The organism is Amycolatopsis sp. NPDC051373, from assembly GCF_040689465.1.
Lineage (GTDB): Bacteria > Actinomycetota > Actinomycetes > Mycobacteriales > Pseudonocardiaceae > Amycolatopsis.
In genome coordinates, this window is sequence record NZ_JBFBAE010000004.1 from 15,386 (window position 1) to 31,182 (window position 15,797).

Consider the following 15,797-nt stretch of genomic DNA (forward strand, 5'->3'; position numbering starts at 1 on the left):
GTGGGTCCCACGTGGCGGTTGGGGCGGTCAGGCTCGGCTGAACGAGGCAGGGAGGGTAAGAAGTTGCTACCCCCAGGCGCTTACTCTCTGAAGCGATCCACTCGATCGGGTTGAAGTCTTGTAGCTCGATCGGGTTGACGTCGGGTATCGACTAGCGGCCGGCTCCGGCCTTCAGGCGAACGAACGGGGGACGGGGGAATGGCTCGACGACGACACCCCACCTGAATCGCTTCAACCTCCCATGCGTCGGGTGACGCATAACGAGTACCGACCCCAAGTAGGAGAACGGTGGGTATCAAAATAGGAAAGGTCAACAGACCTTTCACCTTCATTGCGGCTCTTGCAGCCTTCCTGCTCGTGATTTTCGCGAATTCTAGCTCTGCAGCACGGAGCGAGAATGACGAGCATGTCTCCGCGACGGCGCAGTCACCATCGGCCTACCCACAATCTCAACTGCCCGCTGGTTTTCAGTCCGAGTTCGCGGAAGTGAACGGCTTTCGCATGCACTACGTGCGGGGCGGCAAAGGTTCGCCTCTGGTAATGATCCACGGGTTCCCCGAGGAGTGGTCCGAGTGGCGGCAGCAGATGGTGCCGCTATCCAAGAACCACACCGTGATCGCCGTCGACATGCGTGGTGCTGGTGAGTCCGAGGTCACCAAGAGTGGTTACGATACAGCACAGCTGGCGAGGGACGTGCATGAGCTGCTGAAGCAGCTCGGCCTCAACAAGGGCGTCCAGGTTATCGCCCACGACCTTGGCGAGTGGGTCGCCTACGCATACGGGGCGCAATTTCGGTCGGAAGTGCGAAGCATGGCCGTGATGGAAGCCACCATCCCAGACGAGAGCTGGTACAAATACCCCGTGCTCAACGCCGACCCGGCCCAGCCGGCGGCGTGGCACTTCGGTTTCTTCCAGCTGCCCCTCGCCGAAAAGCTCATCGCCGGCAAGGAGCGCGACCTTGTCCACGACTTGATGCTGGAATACGTGGCGGGCGATAAGTCGCCGTTCACGGAGTCGGACTTTGAGTACTATGCCCACTTCCTGAAGCAGCCCGGCCGCCTGACGGCCTTCCTGAGTATATACCGTGGGATCCGCACGGATGTTCAGCAGAACAAGGAATTCCTGGCTCAGGGAAAGTTGAAGATGCCCATCCTCGCGATCGGTGGCGAGCTTTCCTTCGGTTCACTCATCCCCGACCAGTGGCGTGAGTACGCCGTGAACGTCGAGGGACACGTCCTGAAGGGTTCGGGCCACTTCGTGACGCAGGAGAGGCCAGAGGAAGTGACGGCTTTGCTGCAGTCCTTCCTGAAGAAGTAACTTTCGCCGTCGAGAGGCGGATCACAACGATCTCGGCAACTCGCAAAAAGCATCTACGTCGGTAGGTTCGCGTTGGTGGCGGCTGCAGCGCCACCAACGCCAACCAGCGGCTGACGTCGCGTTCGGCGGTACCTCGTACGAAATGGTTCAACGCACGGGTGCGCAGCGGGACGCCGGAGGTGACGAGCACGGCTTCACCTTGGACCGCGCGGCGCCCGGGCGCCTCCTTGACGTAAGGCGTGCATGAGTTCGTGCGGGCGTGCAACCGGACTTACTTCGCCACGGCGGAGCAGAGGTTCCTGGTCGACGACCTCCGACCGTGTGCTGATCCGCACGGAGAAGGCGGCGAACCTGATCTCCTACGTCGGCCGCGACCCGCCATCGGCGCTCCGCGTGTGGACGGCGGGTCGCGAAGTCGATCGTTCCGTAACTCTTTCGTTAGCACAGAAAGGTTTTTGAATTGACCAACGTTCCCGTAGTGAAGTTGAACAACGGTGTCGAAATGCCGCAGCTCGGCTTCGGCGTCTTCCAGGTGCCGCCCGCCGAGACGAAGGCCGCGGTCAAGACCGCGCTCGACGCCGGCTACCGCAGCATCGACACCGCCACGGCGTACGGCAACGAAGCGGCCGTCGGCGAGGCGCTCGCCGAGTCGGGCGTCGCGGCCGACGAGCTGTTCATCACCACCAAGCTGTGGAACAGCGACCAGGGCTACGACCAGACGCTGCGCGCGTTCGACTCCAGCTTGACGGCGCTCGGGCTCGAGCAGCTCGACCTCTACCTGATCCACTGGCCGCTGCCCGCGCGCGACAAGTACCTCGACACGTGGAAGGCGCTGGAGAAGCTCTACGCCGACGGCCGCGTGCGCGCCATCGGCGTGTCCAACTTCCAGCCTTCGCACCTGCGCCGCGTGCTCGACGAGGGCGCCGTGGTGCCGGCCGTGAACCAGGTGGAACTGCACCCGTACCTCGTCCAGACCGACGTCCGCGCCTTCGACGCCGACCACGGCATCGCCACGGAAGCCTGGAGCCCCCTCGCCAAGGGCGGCGAACTGCTGAGCGAGCCCGTGGTGACGCAGACGGCCGAACGCCTCGGCCGCACACCCGCTCAAGTGGTGCTGCGCTGGCACCTGCAGCTCGGCAACGTGGTCATCCCGAAGTCGGTCACACCCTCGCGCGTCGCGGAGAACCTCGACGTCTTCGGCTTCACCCTCACCGACGCCGACGTCGCCGCCCTGTCGGCCCTCGACCGCGACGGGCGCACCGGTCCGGACCCGGACACGTTCGACCTCGTGTGAGCCCGGTCGACAGCGGACGACGAACCGGGCGGACTCCCCTCGAGGGAGTCCGCCTGGTTCCTTTTGCTGCTTGAGGTCCACCCGCACCGTGAGCAAGGAAGCTCGTAACGTCCGGGTTCTTTCGCGGACTGGAGTGATGCTGCGAGCGACCTGGCGAGGAGCATGCCACCCTGGTAGGCGTGCTCATAACTAATTTTGGAAATCCGCTCACTCGCGGAACCCGCGTCGAGGCTGGTGAAACAGGGAACTGCTCGGTGTGATGGAATGCGAGGCCGCGCTCGGCTAGCCACGCGATAACGGCCAAGACGAGACTTTAGTTGTTCGGGAAGTAATCGTTGAGCTGCGATCCGCTGACACAGGCGGCGTGGCGGATCTGCTGGTTGTTCGTCGCGTGGACACCCTTGGCGTAGATGACGGTCCGCAGCGTGCTCTAGAACACGAACGCTTGTCACCTGTCCCTTGTCCGTGACTTGTGAGGCTCCCGCGCTCCCGTTGATGTGCATTCCATGCTTTCACACGCTACCCCGGATTGGGCTTGCCAGCCCAGTAACCAAGTGGTGACGGGGCAGGCGACGGACCGGTGAACCCACGAAGGCATCGGTGTTCAACGCCCGCGGCGGGAAGAACTCCATCGAGGCGGTAAGACCCGACTTGGGCTCGACGCTGATCGCCTGTGCGGCAACGTCGACAACGAACGTGCATGACTTGTGTGGGCCAAGCCGGTTCTCGGCGATCCCGCGGTGCTGGGCCCACGGGCGCGGCTAATTCTCTCGCATCGACACTCCGCAGGCCCGGCAATGGCACTCGCACCCCGGCATCGAGTCAGCACGATGGCTTCTGTGCACGTCACATCCGGCCACGGAAGGCGACCGTGGGGCGCCCGTCGCCGTATACCTGGACCGCGCCGCGGCGCCGCGGCGCAGCATGGGGGGCATAGGTCTGACCGAGTTGTGTCGGCGCTTCGCCGGCGGGATTGCGGATGGGGCGTCGAGCTGCGCTGAAGCTATTGAGGGGTACGTGACGAGAATGGAGAACTTCATGACGGAAACCGAGGGGGGTACGCCGACGCGTCGCGCAACGCAGGTGCGTGTGGTCTCGACGTCGTCGTGCGCGGCGGCAGTCCCGATCCAGTCTGGGGCCGAGCGCGCTGCCGTCACCGCTGTACAGCCGGGGAGCAAACGAGGCTGGGCGGCAGTCGGCGCCATTGCACTCGGCGCGTTCATCATCGTAATGACAGAGACGATGCCGGTGGGACTGCTACCGCGCATCGCCGACGGATTGCATATTTCGCTGGGCCTTGCGGGGTTGATGGTGCTCGTGCCGGGTTTCAGCGCCGCGGTATCGGCGCCGCTGTTCTTCCTCGGCTCCGGCCGATTCAACCGGCGCTCGGTCATTCTCGTCCTCGGCTTGACAGTGCTTGCGTCGAACGCGGTCGTCGCGGTGGCGCCGAACTTCGCCTTGGTGCTGATCGCCCGCATGTTCTTCGGCGCCACTCTCGGAGCCTTCTGGACCGTGGTCTCACCGGTCGGGCCCAAGTTGGTCGGACCCTCCGGTGGCACTCGCGCCATCACCATCATCGCAGCGGGCATTTCGGGGGGCACAGTGGTAGGGCTGCCGGCGGGACAGTTCCTCGGCAACCTCGTGGGCTGGCGTCTTACCTTCGCTGCCGCCGCGGCGGCGACGCTGCTTGTGGTGGCCGCGCAGACGATCGTACTGCCGGGTATTCCGCCGGACGGGCGCACGCACCTGCGTGATCTCGTGGGAGTCGTGACCCGGCGGGCGGCACAGCTGGGGATGGCGGCGGGCGCCGTGGTGTTCATCGGACAGTTCACCGCCTGGACGTACATCACACCGTTCCTGACGGACCACACACATCTGTCTGGCGGCATGATCTCTCTGCTCTACATCATCTACGGCTGTGGTGGCATCGTCGGCTCACTCATCGCCGGATCTCTGTTCAAACGCGGGGTGATCGGCAGCTTCGCCGGGGCCGCGACGGTAGTCGCCGCATTGATCATCGGGCTCGCGATCGTGGGGTCTTTACCCTGGCTGGCCGGCCTCTTGTTCGTGCTGTGGGGCTTGTTCTGGGGAGTCGTGAACCCTGGAACGCTGGTCTGGCTACTCGATGCCGCGGCGGATACCCCGGAGGCCGCGTCCGCGGTCAATGTGACGAACCTTCAGATCGCCCTGGCAGTCGGGTCTGGCCTCGGCGCGGTCCTGGTCACGTCGACGAGCTTGCCGACAGTGTTCCTCACGGCCGGCTTCATCATCCTGGCCTCCGCCGTCCTCGCAGCGGTGGCGATGCGGTTCGTGACACTCGCCCGCAGGGAATGAAGCGACGGGAGCGAAACGCTTTGGTTGGCGCCGCACGGAGGACGACCCAGTGCGGCCACGAGCGTAGGTCGCCCCTCCGCCTCGCTCAGCCTGTTCCTGAGGTGGTTTGCCGCCTGAGGGTCCGTTACCGGGGCCGGTTTCACTCGCCTTCGCAAATTATGGCCTGTGCCCGGCCATGGTCTCGGGTGAGGTCGTCGACGGTGACCCTGACGTTCGGGCTGCTCGCGGAGAGCAGACAGGACCACCGCCGCCGGCCACACGGTCCAGGGGAGTGGTGGCGGATTCTGCGCGGCCGATGCCTCTGAGAGCGGCGCCGCGCAGTCGTGTCAGCTCCTGATGAGGCTGATGATGTGGCTGAAGGTGAGATCTGATGCGAGTGCCGTCAGGTCACCCGTCACGAGATTCGCTGCAGCTGTCCGAATGGCTCCCAGAGCGTGCGTGTACGGGTCGACTCCGAGGCTGATCCGACGCACACCGATCTTCTGCAGCTCCTCCAGGCTCATCCCGTCTGACGGGCCGACGAGGAGGTTGACTGGTTTGGGCGCGACCGCGTTGACGACCGCACTCACGGCGGCGAGATCGGGAAGGTTCGGTGCGTAGAGGACGTCAGCTCCTGCTTCCGCGAAGGCCGTGAGGCGGCGGATGGTGTCGTCGACGTCGGAAATCCCCCACAAGAAGTTGTCTGTACGGCCGGTCAGAACGATCCGTCCGTGCGCGGCCGCGGCGGCAGCCTCGATGCGGCGGACCGCGTCGTCGAAGCTGCGAATCGGGTTGGCGGGGTCACCGGTGGTGTCCTCGATTCCGATGCCGGCCAGGCCACGGGCGATGGCGGCATTGGCGGTGGCCCGGACGTCCTCGGGAGTTTCGCCGTAGCCGTCCTCGAAGTCGCCGTTGATCGGCAGGTCGCTCACCGACGTGAGGAGCGCGGCATGATCCAGGTGCGTGTCGCGGCTGATGGCGTGGACGCCGTCGAGCCGGCCCAGTGTCGCCGCGAAAGCCGCTGAAGAGGTCGCGATGGACTTGAACCCGGCTTCCTTGAAGAGCAGGGCCGACGGGGCGTCCCAGGCGTTGGGCATGATGAACGTGCCGGTGCCGCGATGGAGTTCGAGGAACTGTTCGTAGTGAGCGTGTTGCGTCGTTTCAGGCATGGTGATGCTCTTACTTCTTTCTGCGGTTCGACGGTCGTTCGATGCGCGCCTGGGTCTTCGCCGTGCACTTGATCAGTGCCGGTTCGCGGTGCCGTATTACGGCAAAGCGCGATACGGACGAAGCCAGGGTCGTTCAGGCGAAGGTGAAGAGCCGCTCGGGCTCGAAACGTGAGATCGGGGTGCTGTAGGCCTTGGCGGTGTCGGGGTAGCCGAGTGCGAGCAGCACCGTGGTGGTGTGCCCGGTCTCGCGGATGTTGAACGCCTTGTCGACGGTGGTCGGGTCGAACCCTTCCAGCGGCATGGCTTCGACCCCGAGCTCGGCCGCCGCCATCATCGTCATCCCGAGCGCCATGTAGGTCTGCTTCTCCATCCAGTGGTTCAGGTCTTTGTAGCCGTAGTTGCGGATGGTGAGGAAGTCGCGGGTCATTGATTCCCAGAGCGACTGCTTCGCGGGGTCGGGGAAACGGCCATCCGCCCTCTCCTTGTCGAATACGGCCTCGAGGTGCTCGTCGGGCACGTCCACGCGGGTGGTCATGATGATCGCGTGCGAAGCGTTCATGATCTTCTCACCGTTGTCGGCGAAGCGTTCGCCCAGATTGTCCGCGAGCTGCCTCTTTCCTTCGTCCGTGCCGAGGACGTAGAAGTGGTTCGGCTGCACGTTCACCGACGTCGGCGCCGAGCGCAGGAACTTGAGCAGCTGCTGAAGTGTTTCTTCCGGGATGGCCCTGCTGCCGTCGAAGTATCGGGTGAGGTGCTTGGTCATCAGCTTGTCGAGGTCCATGTCGATCTGCTTTCTTCTTGCGACGTTGTGAAAAATGTATGGGTGAGTAGCTGGGTGCGTGGTCAGGCGGCGGTGTTCGCCGCCCCGATGGCGGGGATGTCGACGTCGGTCTGGTTGACGTTGTTGAGGAAGTTGGTGAGCAGGAACACCACCGCGACCGTGACGATCGCTTGGATCTGCCCGTCGGTGTAGCCGGCGCCCCGCACCGCCGCGATGTCGGCGTCGCTCACTTGCCCACGGCTTTCGACGACCCGCTGCGCGAAGCGAGCGACCGCGGCGCGCCGGGGGTCGGTGGAGCTCCCTGCGCGAGCCAGCTCGATGTCGTCATGCGACATACCGCCGAGTTCGGAGGATACGTAGGCGTGCATGGCCTGGCAGTAGTTGCAGCCGTTGGCTTGGGAGACTGCCAGCGCGATCGTGTGCCGGGTCTTCGCATCCAGAACCCGGCCGATCTTGCCCTGCAGGGTCATCACGATGTCCAGGACGGCCGGGTTCGCTGCCAGGGTCGCGAACATGTTCGGCACGAAGCCGAACTGGGCGCGGATACCGTCGAGGGTGGCCTGCGCTCCCGCGGGAACCTCGTCGGGGGAGGGGGTGGTCAGTCGGGACATGGCGTCGGCCTCCGTTGATTCGTGGGCGGTGATCCTCGAGGGGCCGCGAGTGCCACCCCCAATTTTTTGGGCTGTCTAGCCCACTTCTGGAAGTGAACACCATCCGGGAATGGGCTGTCAAGCCCAATTTTTTGGTAGGGTGGAGACCATGAAGACGGACACGGGACCTCGGCCGCCCCACAAGCTCACCGACAAGGGGCAGGCGACGCGCGCCCGCATCCTCGAACACGCGGCCGATCTCATCTACACCAAAGGCGTTCACGCGGCGAACAACGAACAGCTTCGCCGACTCGCGGACGTGAGCGGCTCCCAGCTCAACCACTACTTCCCGAACAAGGAGAGCCTCGTCCTCGCCGTCATCGACTGGCAGGCCCGCGGTGTCCTCGACTTCCACCGCAGCGACAAGTTCGACGGCTTCGACACCATCGACGCGTTCCGGGAGTGGGCGGACTTCTACGTCGCCCATGGCCGTCCGTTCGAGGACGGCTGCAGCCTCGGATCGCTCGCGAGCGAGATCGTCAAGACCGACCTCGACGTTCACCAGCAGCTCGCCGCCACGTTCGAGCAGTGGCGGGACATCTTCCGCGATGGACTCGAGCGGATGCAGCACCTCGGCCGCCTCGACGCCGCGGCCGATCCCGCCCGCCTCGCGCACGCGCTCCTCGCCGCGTATCAGGGTGGCATGCTCCTCGCGCAGATCGCCCGGGACATCGCGCCGCTGCGCGACGCCTTGTACGCCGCGGTCGACTACGTGGAGACCTTCGCGACGTCCCCCGACGCCGACAGGGCGCGGGCGCAGTAACCCGAGCTTCGCGGCGTCCTTCCCTACCGGGAGAACGACCACCGGACGGTGAGCATCGTGGCCCCGCCCGGAGCCTGCAACCGATGCGCGTGCGCCGGCCCGAAGAGGGCGTAGCGTCCAAGCTCGGACAACAGCACGCTCTGCCCGCCGACCTCGACGTGGAACGCGCCGCCCGACACGAGGATCGCGAGCGTGTGCGCGTCCGTCAGCGGGCTGACCCCTCCCGTTCCTCGCCGGCCGGGTCGTTGGCCTTCTTTACCTCGATCTTGTCGGCGTGCAGGCCACTGTCGGCCGGGACGAAGTACCCGACCGCCTTCCAGCGGTACTCGGGGTTGGGACGGGTGAAGTCGACCCTCGCTCGACAATGCGCGGCCGCACGTGCACGGAAAGACCCGCGAATATGTGTCGCTGCAGCCGGGCCCGCAGGCCCGCGGGGGCGCCCACCGAGGCGGCCGGGGTGGCAGCACATGCGGTGAGCGCCGGTCCTCACCCGACCACTCGCACAATGGACTTGCCGGCCGGCGGGGCACTTTGTCGTGCGATCATCCGCGGCACCTCATCGAACGCGTACACCGCGCCCACAGGCGTCGCGATCGCGCCCTGCGCCGCCAGTTCGGTCAGGCGCTGCCACGCGGCTGCCTCCGTCTGCGCGTCGGACGGGCTCGCCAGCACACCGACCACCGTGTAGTTGCGCAGCAGTATGTCCAGGGGGTCGAGAGGCACCGGCGCGCCGCTCGCCAGGCCGATCATGGCGATACGCCCGTTGCGCGCGATGCTCTTCACCACCGTGGCAGCCGTGTCGCCGCCCACCGGATCGTAGATGAGGTCGAGGCCACGGCCGTCGGTGATTTCCGCGATTCGCGCCGTCAAGTCGTCCGTCCGGTGGTTGAGGACGTGGTCGGCGCCCAGCCGCGCGCAGAAGTCCACCTTCTCCGGGCTTCCCGCGACGGCGATCACCGTCGCGCCGAGCACCTTGCCGAGTTGCACAGCGGCGGCCCCGCTGCTTCCGGCGGCACCGAGAACGAGCAGGCTCTGACCCGGTTCGACCGGCGCGCGCTCGACCAGCCCCGCGTACGCCGTGCGGAAGCCGATCGGGAAACCGGCCGCCTGTTCGTCCGTCATCCCCCGAGGAATCCGGATCGTGGAGCGCTCGCGCAGGTACACGTAGTCCGCATAACCTCCCCACCCTTCTGTGAAATCAGTGATGCCGCTCACCTGTTCACCGACGGAGAAAGAAGAGCCCGGCGGTACGGCGACGACCTCACCCGCGGCTTCCTCCCCGACACCGAAAGGCGGAGCACTCAGCAGCGGGAAAGCGCCGGCCGTCATCATCAGGTCAGGAAACCCCGCCCCCGCCGCCCGGACCCGGATGAGCACCTGCCCGGACGACGGCTCGGCCCAGGTCATCTCCTGGAGTTCAACCGCCTCGTCCGGTTCGCCGAACTTCACCACACGCCATGCGCGACCAGAGAACACAGTATTCCTTTTCCGAAAATGCACTCGAGCAGGAGCTTGCGGACCAGGGCGTTGAGCTCGTCGTAGGCTGCCGCGCCCTCTTCGTTGCTGATCGGGGTGTTGATGCCCGCTCACCTTGAGCCGGCAACGGTCAGCGTGCCCGGGCGGCGAGGGGTGGCGTTTCTCCAGGACTGGCGCCGCAGGGGTCGCCGTGGCCGTTGCTCAGCCGCACACGCCGATCGCGCCGGTAGGACACAACTTCTCGAATGTTGTCGGTGGTGACAATCCGCACCGTGGTCACGCCGACCAGGATCTCGGCGACTTGCAAAGACCATGCCCGCAGTCCACGCACCGGTTCGTGCCAGAACCACTGGCCTTCGGTGAGATCCTCCGCGGCCACGGTCGGCTCATGAATGTTCACCTTCGACAGCGTCGCCGCGGCGATCAACATTACCGGTCAGCCGACCACGGCCGACCTGTCTGAGTTTCCACGACGTCACCGGGTCGAAAGCGTCGAGTCGTACCGCGGCGTCCATACGCCGCGACGCGCGGGGAACCCAGGCCGCTTCGGACGCGGCCTTCGTGACACGCCTTCGCCTGGGGCCCCGGGCTCAACGAAGGTAAGACACCCCGAACGTTACGGTCAATAGCTGTAACGTTCGAGGTCGGTGAAGACCGCCCGCGGCATACCCGATAATCAGGCCATGACGGACTCCAGTGGCCGGCCACCGCGGGACACCGCCACCGCTTCGCGCGACCGAATCGGCCTTGCGTGCACCCCAGCGGTCGACCACGATCTCCGCGGGCGCCGTCAGCCCGGGCAGTGTGTGGGAGGTTCGGTCAGGTGCCACCACGGTCCCTCATCAAGGAGTTGTCGGCACTGTTCAGTGAAAGTGTGCCGGTGGACGGTCTGCAACAAAATTGCCTAGGGCAACGCCTCGCTCGGCTGTGACCCCGTAACGTGCGTTGGCACGCCTGTCGGAGCGGATACGTGGCGGCGGATGATGTCGGCGACCTTCGATGGTTGTTCCATCTGGACCCAGTGGCCGGCGTGCTCCACGCGGTGGAAGGTCACGTCCGAGCGCACTGCGTGAAGTTGCGCGGCGGTGATCGGCCGGGAGGACCTGACGTAGCAGAGCCGCGATGGGCTTCGTCGGATCTCACCTGGCGCGTCGAAAGTTACGGCGTCGAGCAGGAGCGCGGCGCCGACCTCGGGATTGGTGTGTTTGACGGCTTCGTTGACCTCGTCGGAGATCGTCGCCATGGACTTGTCGCCGAGATTGGCACGGAGAAGGTCCGTCACAGTCTTGTGAAAGCCGTCGCGGTCGAGTGAGCTCGCCAGGTGATCTGCCCAGTCTTCGACGGCGTCACTGATGATGAGCGAGGAATCGAGGAGGATGGCGGTCTCGATCTCCTGCACCTCGTTCGTCATGCGCAATGCTGTTGTTCCGCCTGCGCTGTGGCCGACAAGCGCTACGCGCGCCAGCGCGAGGTCTTCGATGAGCTGCCGGAGTGCCTCGATCTGTGCCCTCATACCGTCCGCGCCTTGCCCGGCAGGCGATGAGCCGTGTCCGAGGAGGTCGACCGAGACGACGTGCGAGTCGCGACTCAGGTCGTCGGCCAGCGCAGCGGTTTGCGCCCGCCGTCCGCCGAGCCCGTGCACGAGGACGATCGTCGTTTCCGCCTCGGGTCCTTGCGAGGTGAAGCTCAACAGAGTCCGTCGTGCCACCGAGAAGTGCTCCTGTTCGTCACCGAGTCGGGTATTCGTGTTTTCGAGGGCGATGCCGTGTCTTTCGGGCGTGCCGGAGTGTTGGAGGCGGCGATCGGCCGAGTCTTACCGCCGCGGGTGGGCCGAAAAGGAGCGGCTGCCATTGCGTGCGAGGACAGAACCCGTGTTGGGCCCAGCAACGTGTCGCGGCCGGGTTCGGGTGCCCGGAGCTCCGCGCAGCGGCAACTCGGAGCTCCGGGCGGCCAATGTGGCGCTCCGCGCTGGCGTCGGTTCCGCCCGCGTTCGGCCCTGGGCATCGATCTCGCGGCTGACGAACCCTCGTTCGCCATCGTGCGTCGCCCCGAGGGGCGGGCAAGGGACGAATAGGCAAGAAGTCTGCACAGCGTTGTCGAGGCCGCGTCCCTCCTCGTTCGGCGGACGGCTTCTGGACTTTCTGGTCCTCTTTTGTTAGGAAGGTGGCAGGAGCTTCGACGGTTGCCGTGGTCACCGCGTCCCGGGTGATCGTCGTCATCTGGCAACACAGGCTGTCGAGGTGGTGGAGGCGGAGAGCACGATGGAGCCTGTCCGGCTGACGGCGCGGGGGGAAGCGACCCGGGCTCGGATCGTCCGCGCTGCGGCGAATGTACTGACGGTCAAAGGGATAGCCGCCACCACGCTCGACGATGTTCGCGCAGCGAGCAGTACGAGCAAGTCGCAGCTCTACCGGCACTATGCGGACAAGGACTCACTGGTCCAAGATGTGATCGAACATCATTCAGAAGATCTGCTCGCCGTGCACGGGGCGCACCTGCGCCGGCTGAACTCGGTGGACGGGCTCGAGCGTTGGTGCGATTCGATCATCGAGTGGATCGGCCTGCGCGAGGGGACTTACGGATACCAGCTCGGTTCTCTGGCGGGCGATCTGTCTGATCAGAATCAACGAACTCGGTCCATCCTGGCCGGCCACGTTGAAACTTGGCGTGGCCTCATTGCGGACGGTCTGCGGCGGATGCGCAGAGCAGGGAAACTGCGTTGTGACGCCGACCCGGAGCGGCTGGCCATCGGCTTGATAGGCGCGTTCGGGGGCGGGTATCTGCTCGCCCGGACCGAGGGAGACGTCAAGTCCATGCGCATCGCACTCGACATGGCCATCAGCTACATTCGTACTCTCGAGGTGTGAGTCGTCATGAACAGGCCACCACTGTAGACACTCCAGTTATACGGTAGGCGAGTTTTGGTGCGTTGCTACTCACAGGGGTGCACCCATTGATGCTCGGACAGCCTACCCGGCGGCAGACGAGACGACTCTCGTCGGCCAGTTATGGGACGACCACAAGCCCAACGAGTCTTTTCGAAGTGGCGGGACTCGCGGGTCTGGCCGGTTGGTGAGTCGTGCAGATCACGCCAGGTGCGCCCTGCGTGTCGTCGCGAGATGGATTCGGGCTTTGCCAGTGGGTTGGAGAAAGCGTGGTGTTTGCCGCCGGAGTGCGTGAAATCGGTGGCCGGGTCTGGTTGTTGGACCTCCTGGAGCCTGATGGCCCCGGTCCGGTGAAGTGGTGATCGAAGTTGAAGCGGCGGGCGTCGGCGGCTGGGATGACATCGTCCGTTCTGGGTTGTGGTCCGTCGGCCTGACACCGCCGATGGCGCTTGGTGTGGAGGTGGCCGGAACGGTTGCCGCAGTCGGTTCGAAGGTTGCGGGACTGCGGCCGGGCGACGAGGTTCTCGGCCATCCGTTTCCGCTGCGCCACCAGGGCTGCTGGGCCCAGCGGGTGGTTGTCGACGCCGATCTGGTCGTGTCGAAGCCTCGTGGTGTGGCATGGGAAACGGCAGCGGCGGTCCCGGTGCCTGCTTTGACTGCGGAGCAGGTGGTCTCTGAATCGCTCGAGGTTGCCGAGAACGAGACACTGCTTGTCCACGGTGCCGGCGGGACGACCGCAGGGTTGGTAGTGCAGCTCGCCGCCATGCGGGGAGCCCGGGTGATCGCCACTGCCGGGCCCTTGAGCGCGGCTCGGGTGAGGCAGGCCGGCGCGGTTGAAGCCGTCGACTACCACGGCACAAGCTGGCCGGATCGGGTCCGCGAGCTGGCCGGTGGCGTCGGCGTTGACACGGCCCCGAACGCTGTGCCCGGAGCCAGCGCCGAGACCATCCTGGCAGTGCGGGAAGGCGGCCGGATGGCGACGATCACCGGCGACCCGCAGCCGGCCGGGCGTGGTCAGCGTCGCCGACGTCCACGTGCGCCCGGACTCCACCCAGCTCGCGACGCTGTGTGCACTGCTGAGCGAGGACAGGCTGACCCTGCCGCTCGTCGCCCAAGCGGAATGGCGACATTGCTCCGTGGTCCGCCGGTGACCAGCGATGGTGCCTCGGGAACGTGAACCGAGGAACAATCGCAAGATTGCCGGTAAGACGGCGCGATGGATCGGCACCTAACGACCTGTACGCGGAAGCGCTCAGGGGGTCTAGCCGATCTCCGGGCCGGGCGACCCGGGCACCCACCCGTCACGCGTCCATTCGCAGGCGGATTGAGGGGGTGTTTCCACGTTGCCGATGAGGGCCAGAGCTACGTACCTCGATATGCCGAGCGCTGTGATGCCGCCCAACCTCCTCGCCGGGCGTCTGAAGATTCGGCATGTACTGCTGATCGACGCGATCGCGCGTCGCGGCACCCTCGTCGCGGCCGCCGACGACCTGAGCGTCACGCAGCCGGCTACGACTCGTGCACTGCGCGAACTCGAAGAAGTCCTCGGAGTCTCGTTGTACGACCGGCATTCGAGAGGCTTGTCGCCGACGCTGTTCGGTGAAGCGTTCGCCGCGCACGCCCAGGCTGTTGTGTCCCAGATTCGCCAGGCCGGGACGCACGTGGCTCAGCTCCGGAACGCCGATCTGGGAACAGTGTCGATCGGTGTTCACCTCACCGGTTCGAACGCCCTGGTGCCGCGGGCGGTCGAGGCGCTGAAGACCCGACACCCGCGCTTGACCGTCCAGCTGAACGAGGCGTGGCCCCGCAGGCTGCTCTCGGAGCTGGCGTCGGGACGCCTCGACCTCGTCGTCGGTCGGCTGGCCCAGCCGACCGACGAACACTTCATCCGAGTGCCGCTCCACGACGAGGTCGTGTCGCTGGTGGTCCGGACCGAGCATCCGCTCGCCGGCCGGGACGGGATCGATCTGCCGGAGCTCTCCGACCCGGCCGAGACCTCCCTCCCGCAGTGAGTGCGGTGATCGGCATTCTGCAGGAACTCGGTGCGTGAGCACGAGGTGGCGAGAAGGCCGGTAAGGACGAGGCGTTCCGCTGCCGCTGTTTCCCAGGGTCCGAAGATGTGTGACGGCGACGAAGGGATGGAACCGTGCCTCTCGAGGGCGAGTACGAGCCGAGTCCGGTGGAGTACGTGCGCGATCACGTGGCGTTGTACGAGAGTTCCGGTGGGACGGAGGGGACCGTCTCACCCGACGTCGGGTTGCCGGTCATCATCCTGACGACGCGGGGCGCGAAAAGCGGGAAGATCCGCAAGACGCCGCTGATGCGGGTGGCGCACGAGGGTACGTACGTGGCGGTTGCCTCTCAGGGTGGCGCGCCGAAGCACCCGGTGTGGTACTTCAACGTCAAGGGCGATCCGCACGTGGAACTGCAGGATGGCCCAGTCCGCCGCGATATGTGGGCGCGTGAGGTCACCGGCGCGGAGAAGGCCGAGTGGTGGGAGCGCGCAGTCGCGGTGTACCCGCCGTACGCGGAATACCAGGGACGGACCGACCGGGAGATTCCCGTGTTCGTACTGGAGCCGGTTGCGGGCAGGTGACCGATCTCGGCACTGTGACCCCTTCACACCGAGTTCGGGTCAAAGGCCCCGCGCCGACCTTGGTCGCGGAGTCGCCGGGTCAAGCGCCACGTCGATGACACACAGGAGCAACGATGACCGAGAAGCCCAAACCAGTGATCCGCGAGCTCCACGAAGTGGTCGATCTCGAACTCGCCGAGGTCGCCGGCAGCGCCGACCCGGACGGCGACGACGTCCCGGAGCGGGAAATCTACGAGGCGGAACTACGCAGCTTCCACGACGCTGTAGTGGTCGAGGAAAAGGCGGAGGAGAGGGAACGCAACTCCGACAGTTGATCGTGCGGCACCTCCGTCGTCTCTGAGCAGGCCGCTCGTTCCGTGAGTTCTTCATTCATACAGAAGGGTTTGTTGCGTTGACCAGCGTTCCTGTCACCAAGTTGAACAACGGCGTCGAAATGCCGCAGCTCGGCTTCGGCGTCTTCCAGGTGCCGGCCGCCGAGACGAAGGCCGCGGTCAAGACCGCGCTCGACGCCGGCTACCGCAGCATTGACACGTGAGGAGTCCCCGCCGGCCCG

At 65.8% G+C, this 15,797-nt stretch carries 15 protein-coding genes and 1 pseudogene; 10 read left to right on the top strand and 6 right to left on the bottom strand.

Translation table 11 applies throughout. From position 1 onward, the window contains the following. Window positions 1-288: 288 nt before the first annotated feature. The 3 genes from AB0383_RS08340 to AB0383_RS08350 all read left to right on the top strand — a co-directional run bounded on the left by AB0383_RS08340 (window position 289) and on the right by AB0383_RS08350 (window position 4,945). Window positions 289-1,317, top strand: a complete 1,029-nt coding sequence (locus AB0383_RS08340; protein WP_364189356.1) for an alpha/beta hydrolase — start codon at window positions 289-291, stop codon at window positions 1,315-1,317. A 460-nt stretch (window positions 1,318-1,777) separates the two neighbouring features. Further along, complete coding sequence (locus tag AB0383_RS08345) at window positions 1,778-2,611, top strand: aldo/keto reductase (protein ID WP_366186059.1); 834 nt, start codon at window positions 1,778-1,780, stop codon at window positions 2,609-2,611. A gap of 1,038 nt (window positions 2,612-3,649) precedes the next feature. Continuing rightward, entirely contained in the window at window positions 3,650-4,945 is a 1,296-nt protein-coding gene (locus AB0383_RS08350) for an MFS transporter (protein ID WP_364189365.1), read from the top strand. A gap of 326 nt (window positions 4,946-5,271) precedes the next feature. Here AB0383_RS08350 and AB0383_RS08355 read toward each other — a convergent pair whose 3' ends face one another. From AB0383_RS08355 to AB0383_RS08365, 3 genes are all read right to left on the bottom strand, one after another. Further along, window positions 5,272-6,093: an isocitrate lyase/phosphoenolpyruvate mutase family protein gene (locus AB0383_RS08355; RefSeq protein ID WP_364189368.1), complete on the bottom strand. Its 822-nt coding sequence runs from the start codon at window positions 6,091-6,093 to the stop codon at window positions 5,272-5,274. A 133-nt stretch (window positions 6,094-6,226) separates the two neighbouring features. Continuing rightward, a complete protein-coding gene (locus tag AB0383_RS08360; RefSeq protein WP_364189371.1) occupies window positions 6,227-6,874 on the bottom strand; it encodes a nitroreductase family protein in 648 nt (215 codons plus the stop codon). Between the two features lie 62 nt (window positions 6,875-6,936). Next, entirely contained in the window at window positions 6,937-7,485 is a 549-nt protein-coding gene (locus AB0383_RS08365) for a peroxidase-related enzyme (protein ID WP_364189374.1), read from the bottom strand. A 148-nt stretch (window positions 7,486-7,633) separates the two neighbouring features. Here AB0383_RS08365 and AB0383_RS08370 point away from each other — a divergent pair, with 148 nt between their 5' ends. Next, window positions 7,634-8,287: a TetR/AcrR family transcriptional regulator gene (locus tag AB0383_RS08370; protein WP_364189377.1), complete on the top strand. Its 654-nt coding sequence runs from the start codon at window positions 7,634-7,636 to the stop codon at window positions 8,285-8,287. Between the two features lie 486 nt (window positions 8,288-8,773). Here the strand turns inward: AB0383_RS08370 and AB0383_RS08375 are convergent, their stop codons facing one another. The 3 genes from AB0383_RS08375 to AB0383_RS08385 form a co-directional block, all read right to left on the bottom strand. Beyond that, window positions 8,774-9,877, bottom strand: coding sequence for an NADPH:quinone oxidoreductase family protein (locus AB0383_RS08375; protein WP_366186063.1), 1,104 nt, complete (start codon window positions 9,875-9,877; stop codon window positions 8,774-8,776). Window positions 9,878-9,893: 16 nt separating this feature from the next. Beyond that, on the bottom strand, window positions 9,894-10,193 hold the full coding sequence (locus AB0383_RS08380) for a hypothetical protein (protein WP_364189383.1): 300 nt from the start codon (window positions 10,191-10,193) through the stop codon (window positions 9,894-9,896). A 474-nt stretch (window positions 10,194-10,667) separates the two neighbouring features. After that, window positions 10,668-11,453 carry an alpha/beta fold hydrolase gene (locus AB0383_RS08385; protein ID WP_366186065.1) on the bottom strand — a complete coding sequence of 262 codons (786 nt, stop codon included), beginning with the start codon at window positions 11,451-11,453 and terminating at the stop codon, window positions 10,668-10,670. A gap of 550 nt (window positions 11,454-12,003) precedes the next feature. On the opposite strand from AB0383_RS08385, the gene AB0383_RS08390 reads away from it, so the two are divergent. The 6 genes and pseudogenes from AB0383_RS08390 to AB0383_RS08415 all read left to right on the top strand — a co-directional run. Next, window positions 12,004-12,630 carry a TetR/AcrR family transcriptional regulator gene (locus AB0383_RS08390; protein WP_364189389.1) on the top strand — a complete coding sequence of 209 codons (627 nt, stop codon included), beginning with the start codon at window positions 12,004-12,006 and terminating at the stop codon, window positions 12,628-12,630. A 376-nt stretch (window positions 12,631-13,006) separates the two neighbouring features. Then, window positions 13,007-13,825, top strand: a complete 819-nt coding sequence (locus AB0383_RS08395) for a zinc-binding dehydrogenase (RefSeq protein WP_364189392.1) — start codon at window positions 13,007-13,009, stop codon at window positions 13,823-13,825. Between the two features lie 214 nt (window positions 13,826-14,039). Beyond that, window positions 14,040-14,660, top strand: coding sequence for a LysR substrate-binding domain-containing protein (locus tag AB0383_RS08400; RefSeq protein WP_366186521.1), 621 nt, complete (start codon window positions 14,040-14,042; stop codon window positions 14,658-14,660). Window positions 14,661-14,794: 134 nt separating this feature from the next. After that, entirely contained in the window at window positions 14,795-15,244 is a 450-nt protein-coding gene (locus AB0383_RS08405) for a nitroreductase family deazaflavin-dependent oxidoreductase (RefSeq protein WP_366186068.1), read from the top strand. Window positions 15,245-15,357: 113 nt separating this feature from the next. Next, window positions 15,358-15,558 carry a hypothetical protein gene (locus AB0383_RS08410; RefSeq protein WP_366186070.1) on the top strand — a complete coding sequence of 67 codons (201 nt, stop codon included), beginning with the start codon at window positions 15,358-15,360 and terminating at the stop codon, window positions 15,556-15,558. Window positions 15,559-15,635: 77 nt separating this feature from the next. Next, window positions 15,636-15,776 (top strand): annotated as a pseudogene (locus tag AB0383_RS08415) (aldo/keto reductase); the annotation flags it as partial. Between the last annotated feature and the right edge of the window lie 21 nt (window positions 15,777-15,797).

Excerpts from the sequence above, each read along its gene's own strand:
- AB0383_RS08370 (WP_364189377.1), top strand. The coding sequence starts at position 7,634 with ATGAAGACGGACACGGGACCTCGGCCGCCCCACAAGCTCACCGACAAG.
- AB0383_RS08400 (WP_366186521.1), top strand. The coding sequence starts at position 14,040 with ATGCCGCCCAACCTCCTCGCCGGGCGTCTGAAGATTCGGCATGTACTG.
- AB0383_RS08350 (WP_364189365.1), top strand. The coding sequence starts at position 3,650 with ATGACGGAAACCGAGGGGGGTACGCCGACGCGTCGCGCAACGCAGGTG.
- AB0383_RS08365 (WP_364189374.1), bottom strand. The coding sequence starts at position 7,485 with ATGTCCCGACTGACCACCCCCTCCCCCGACGAGGTTCCCGCGGGAGCG.
- AB0383_RS08380 (WP_364189383.1), bottom strand. The coding sequence starts at position 10,193 with ATGTTGATCGCCGCGGCGACGCTGTCGAAGGTGAACATTCATGAGCCG.
- AB0383_RS08360 (WP_364189371.1), bottom strand. The coding sequence starts at position 6,874 with ATGGACCTCGACAAGCTGATGACCAAGCACCTCACCCGATACTTCGAC.
- AB0383_RS08410 (WP_366186070.1), top strand. The coding sequence starts at position 15,358 with ATGACCGAGAAGCCCAAACCAGTGATCCGCGAGCTCCACGAAGTGGTC.
- AB0383_RS08355 (WP_364189368.1), bottom strand. The coding sequence starts at position 6,093 with ATGCCTGAAACGACGCAACACGCTCACTACGAACAGTTCCTCGAACTC.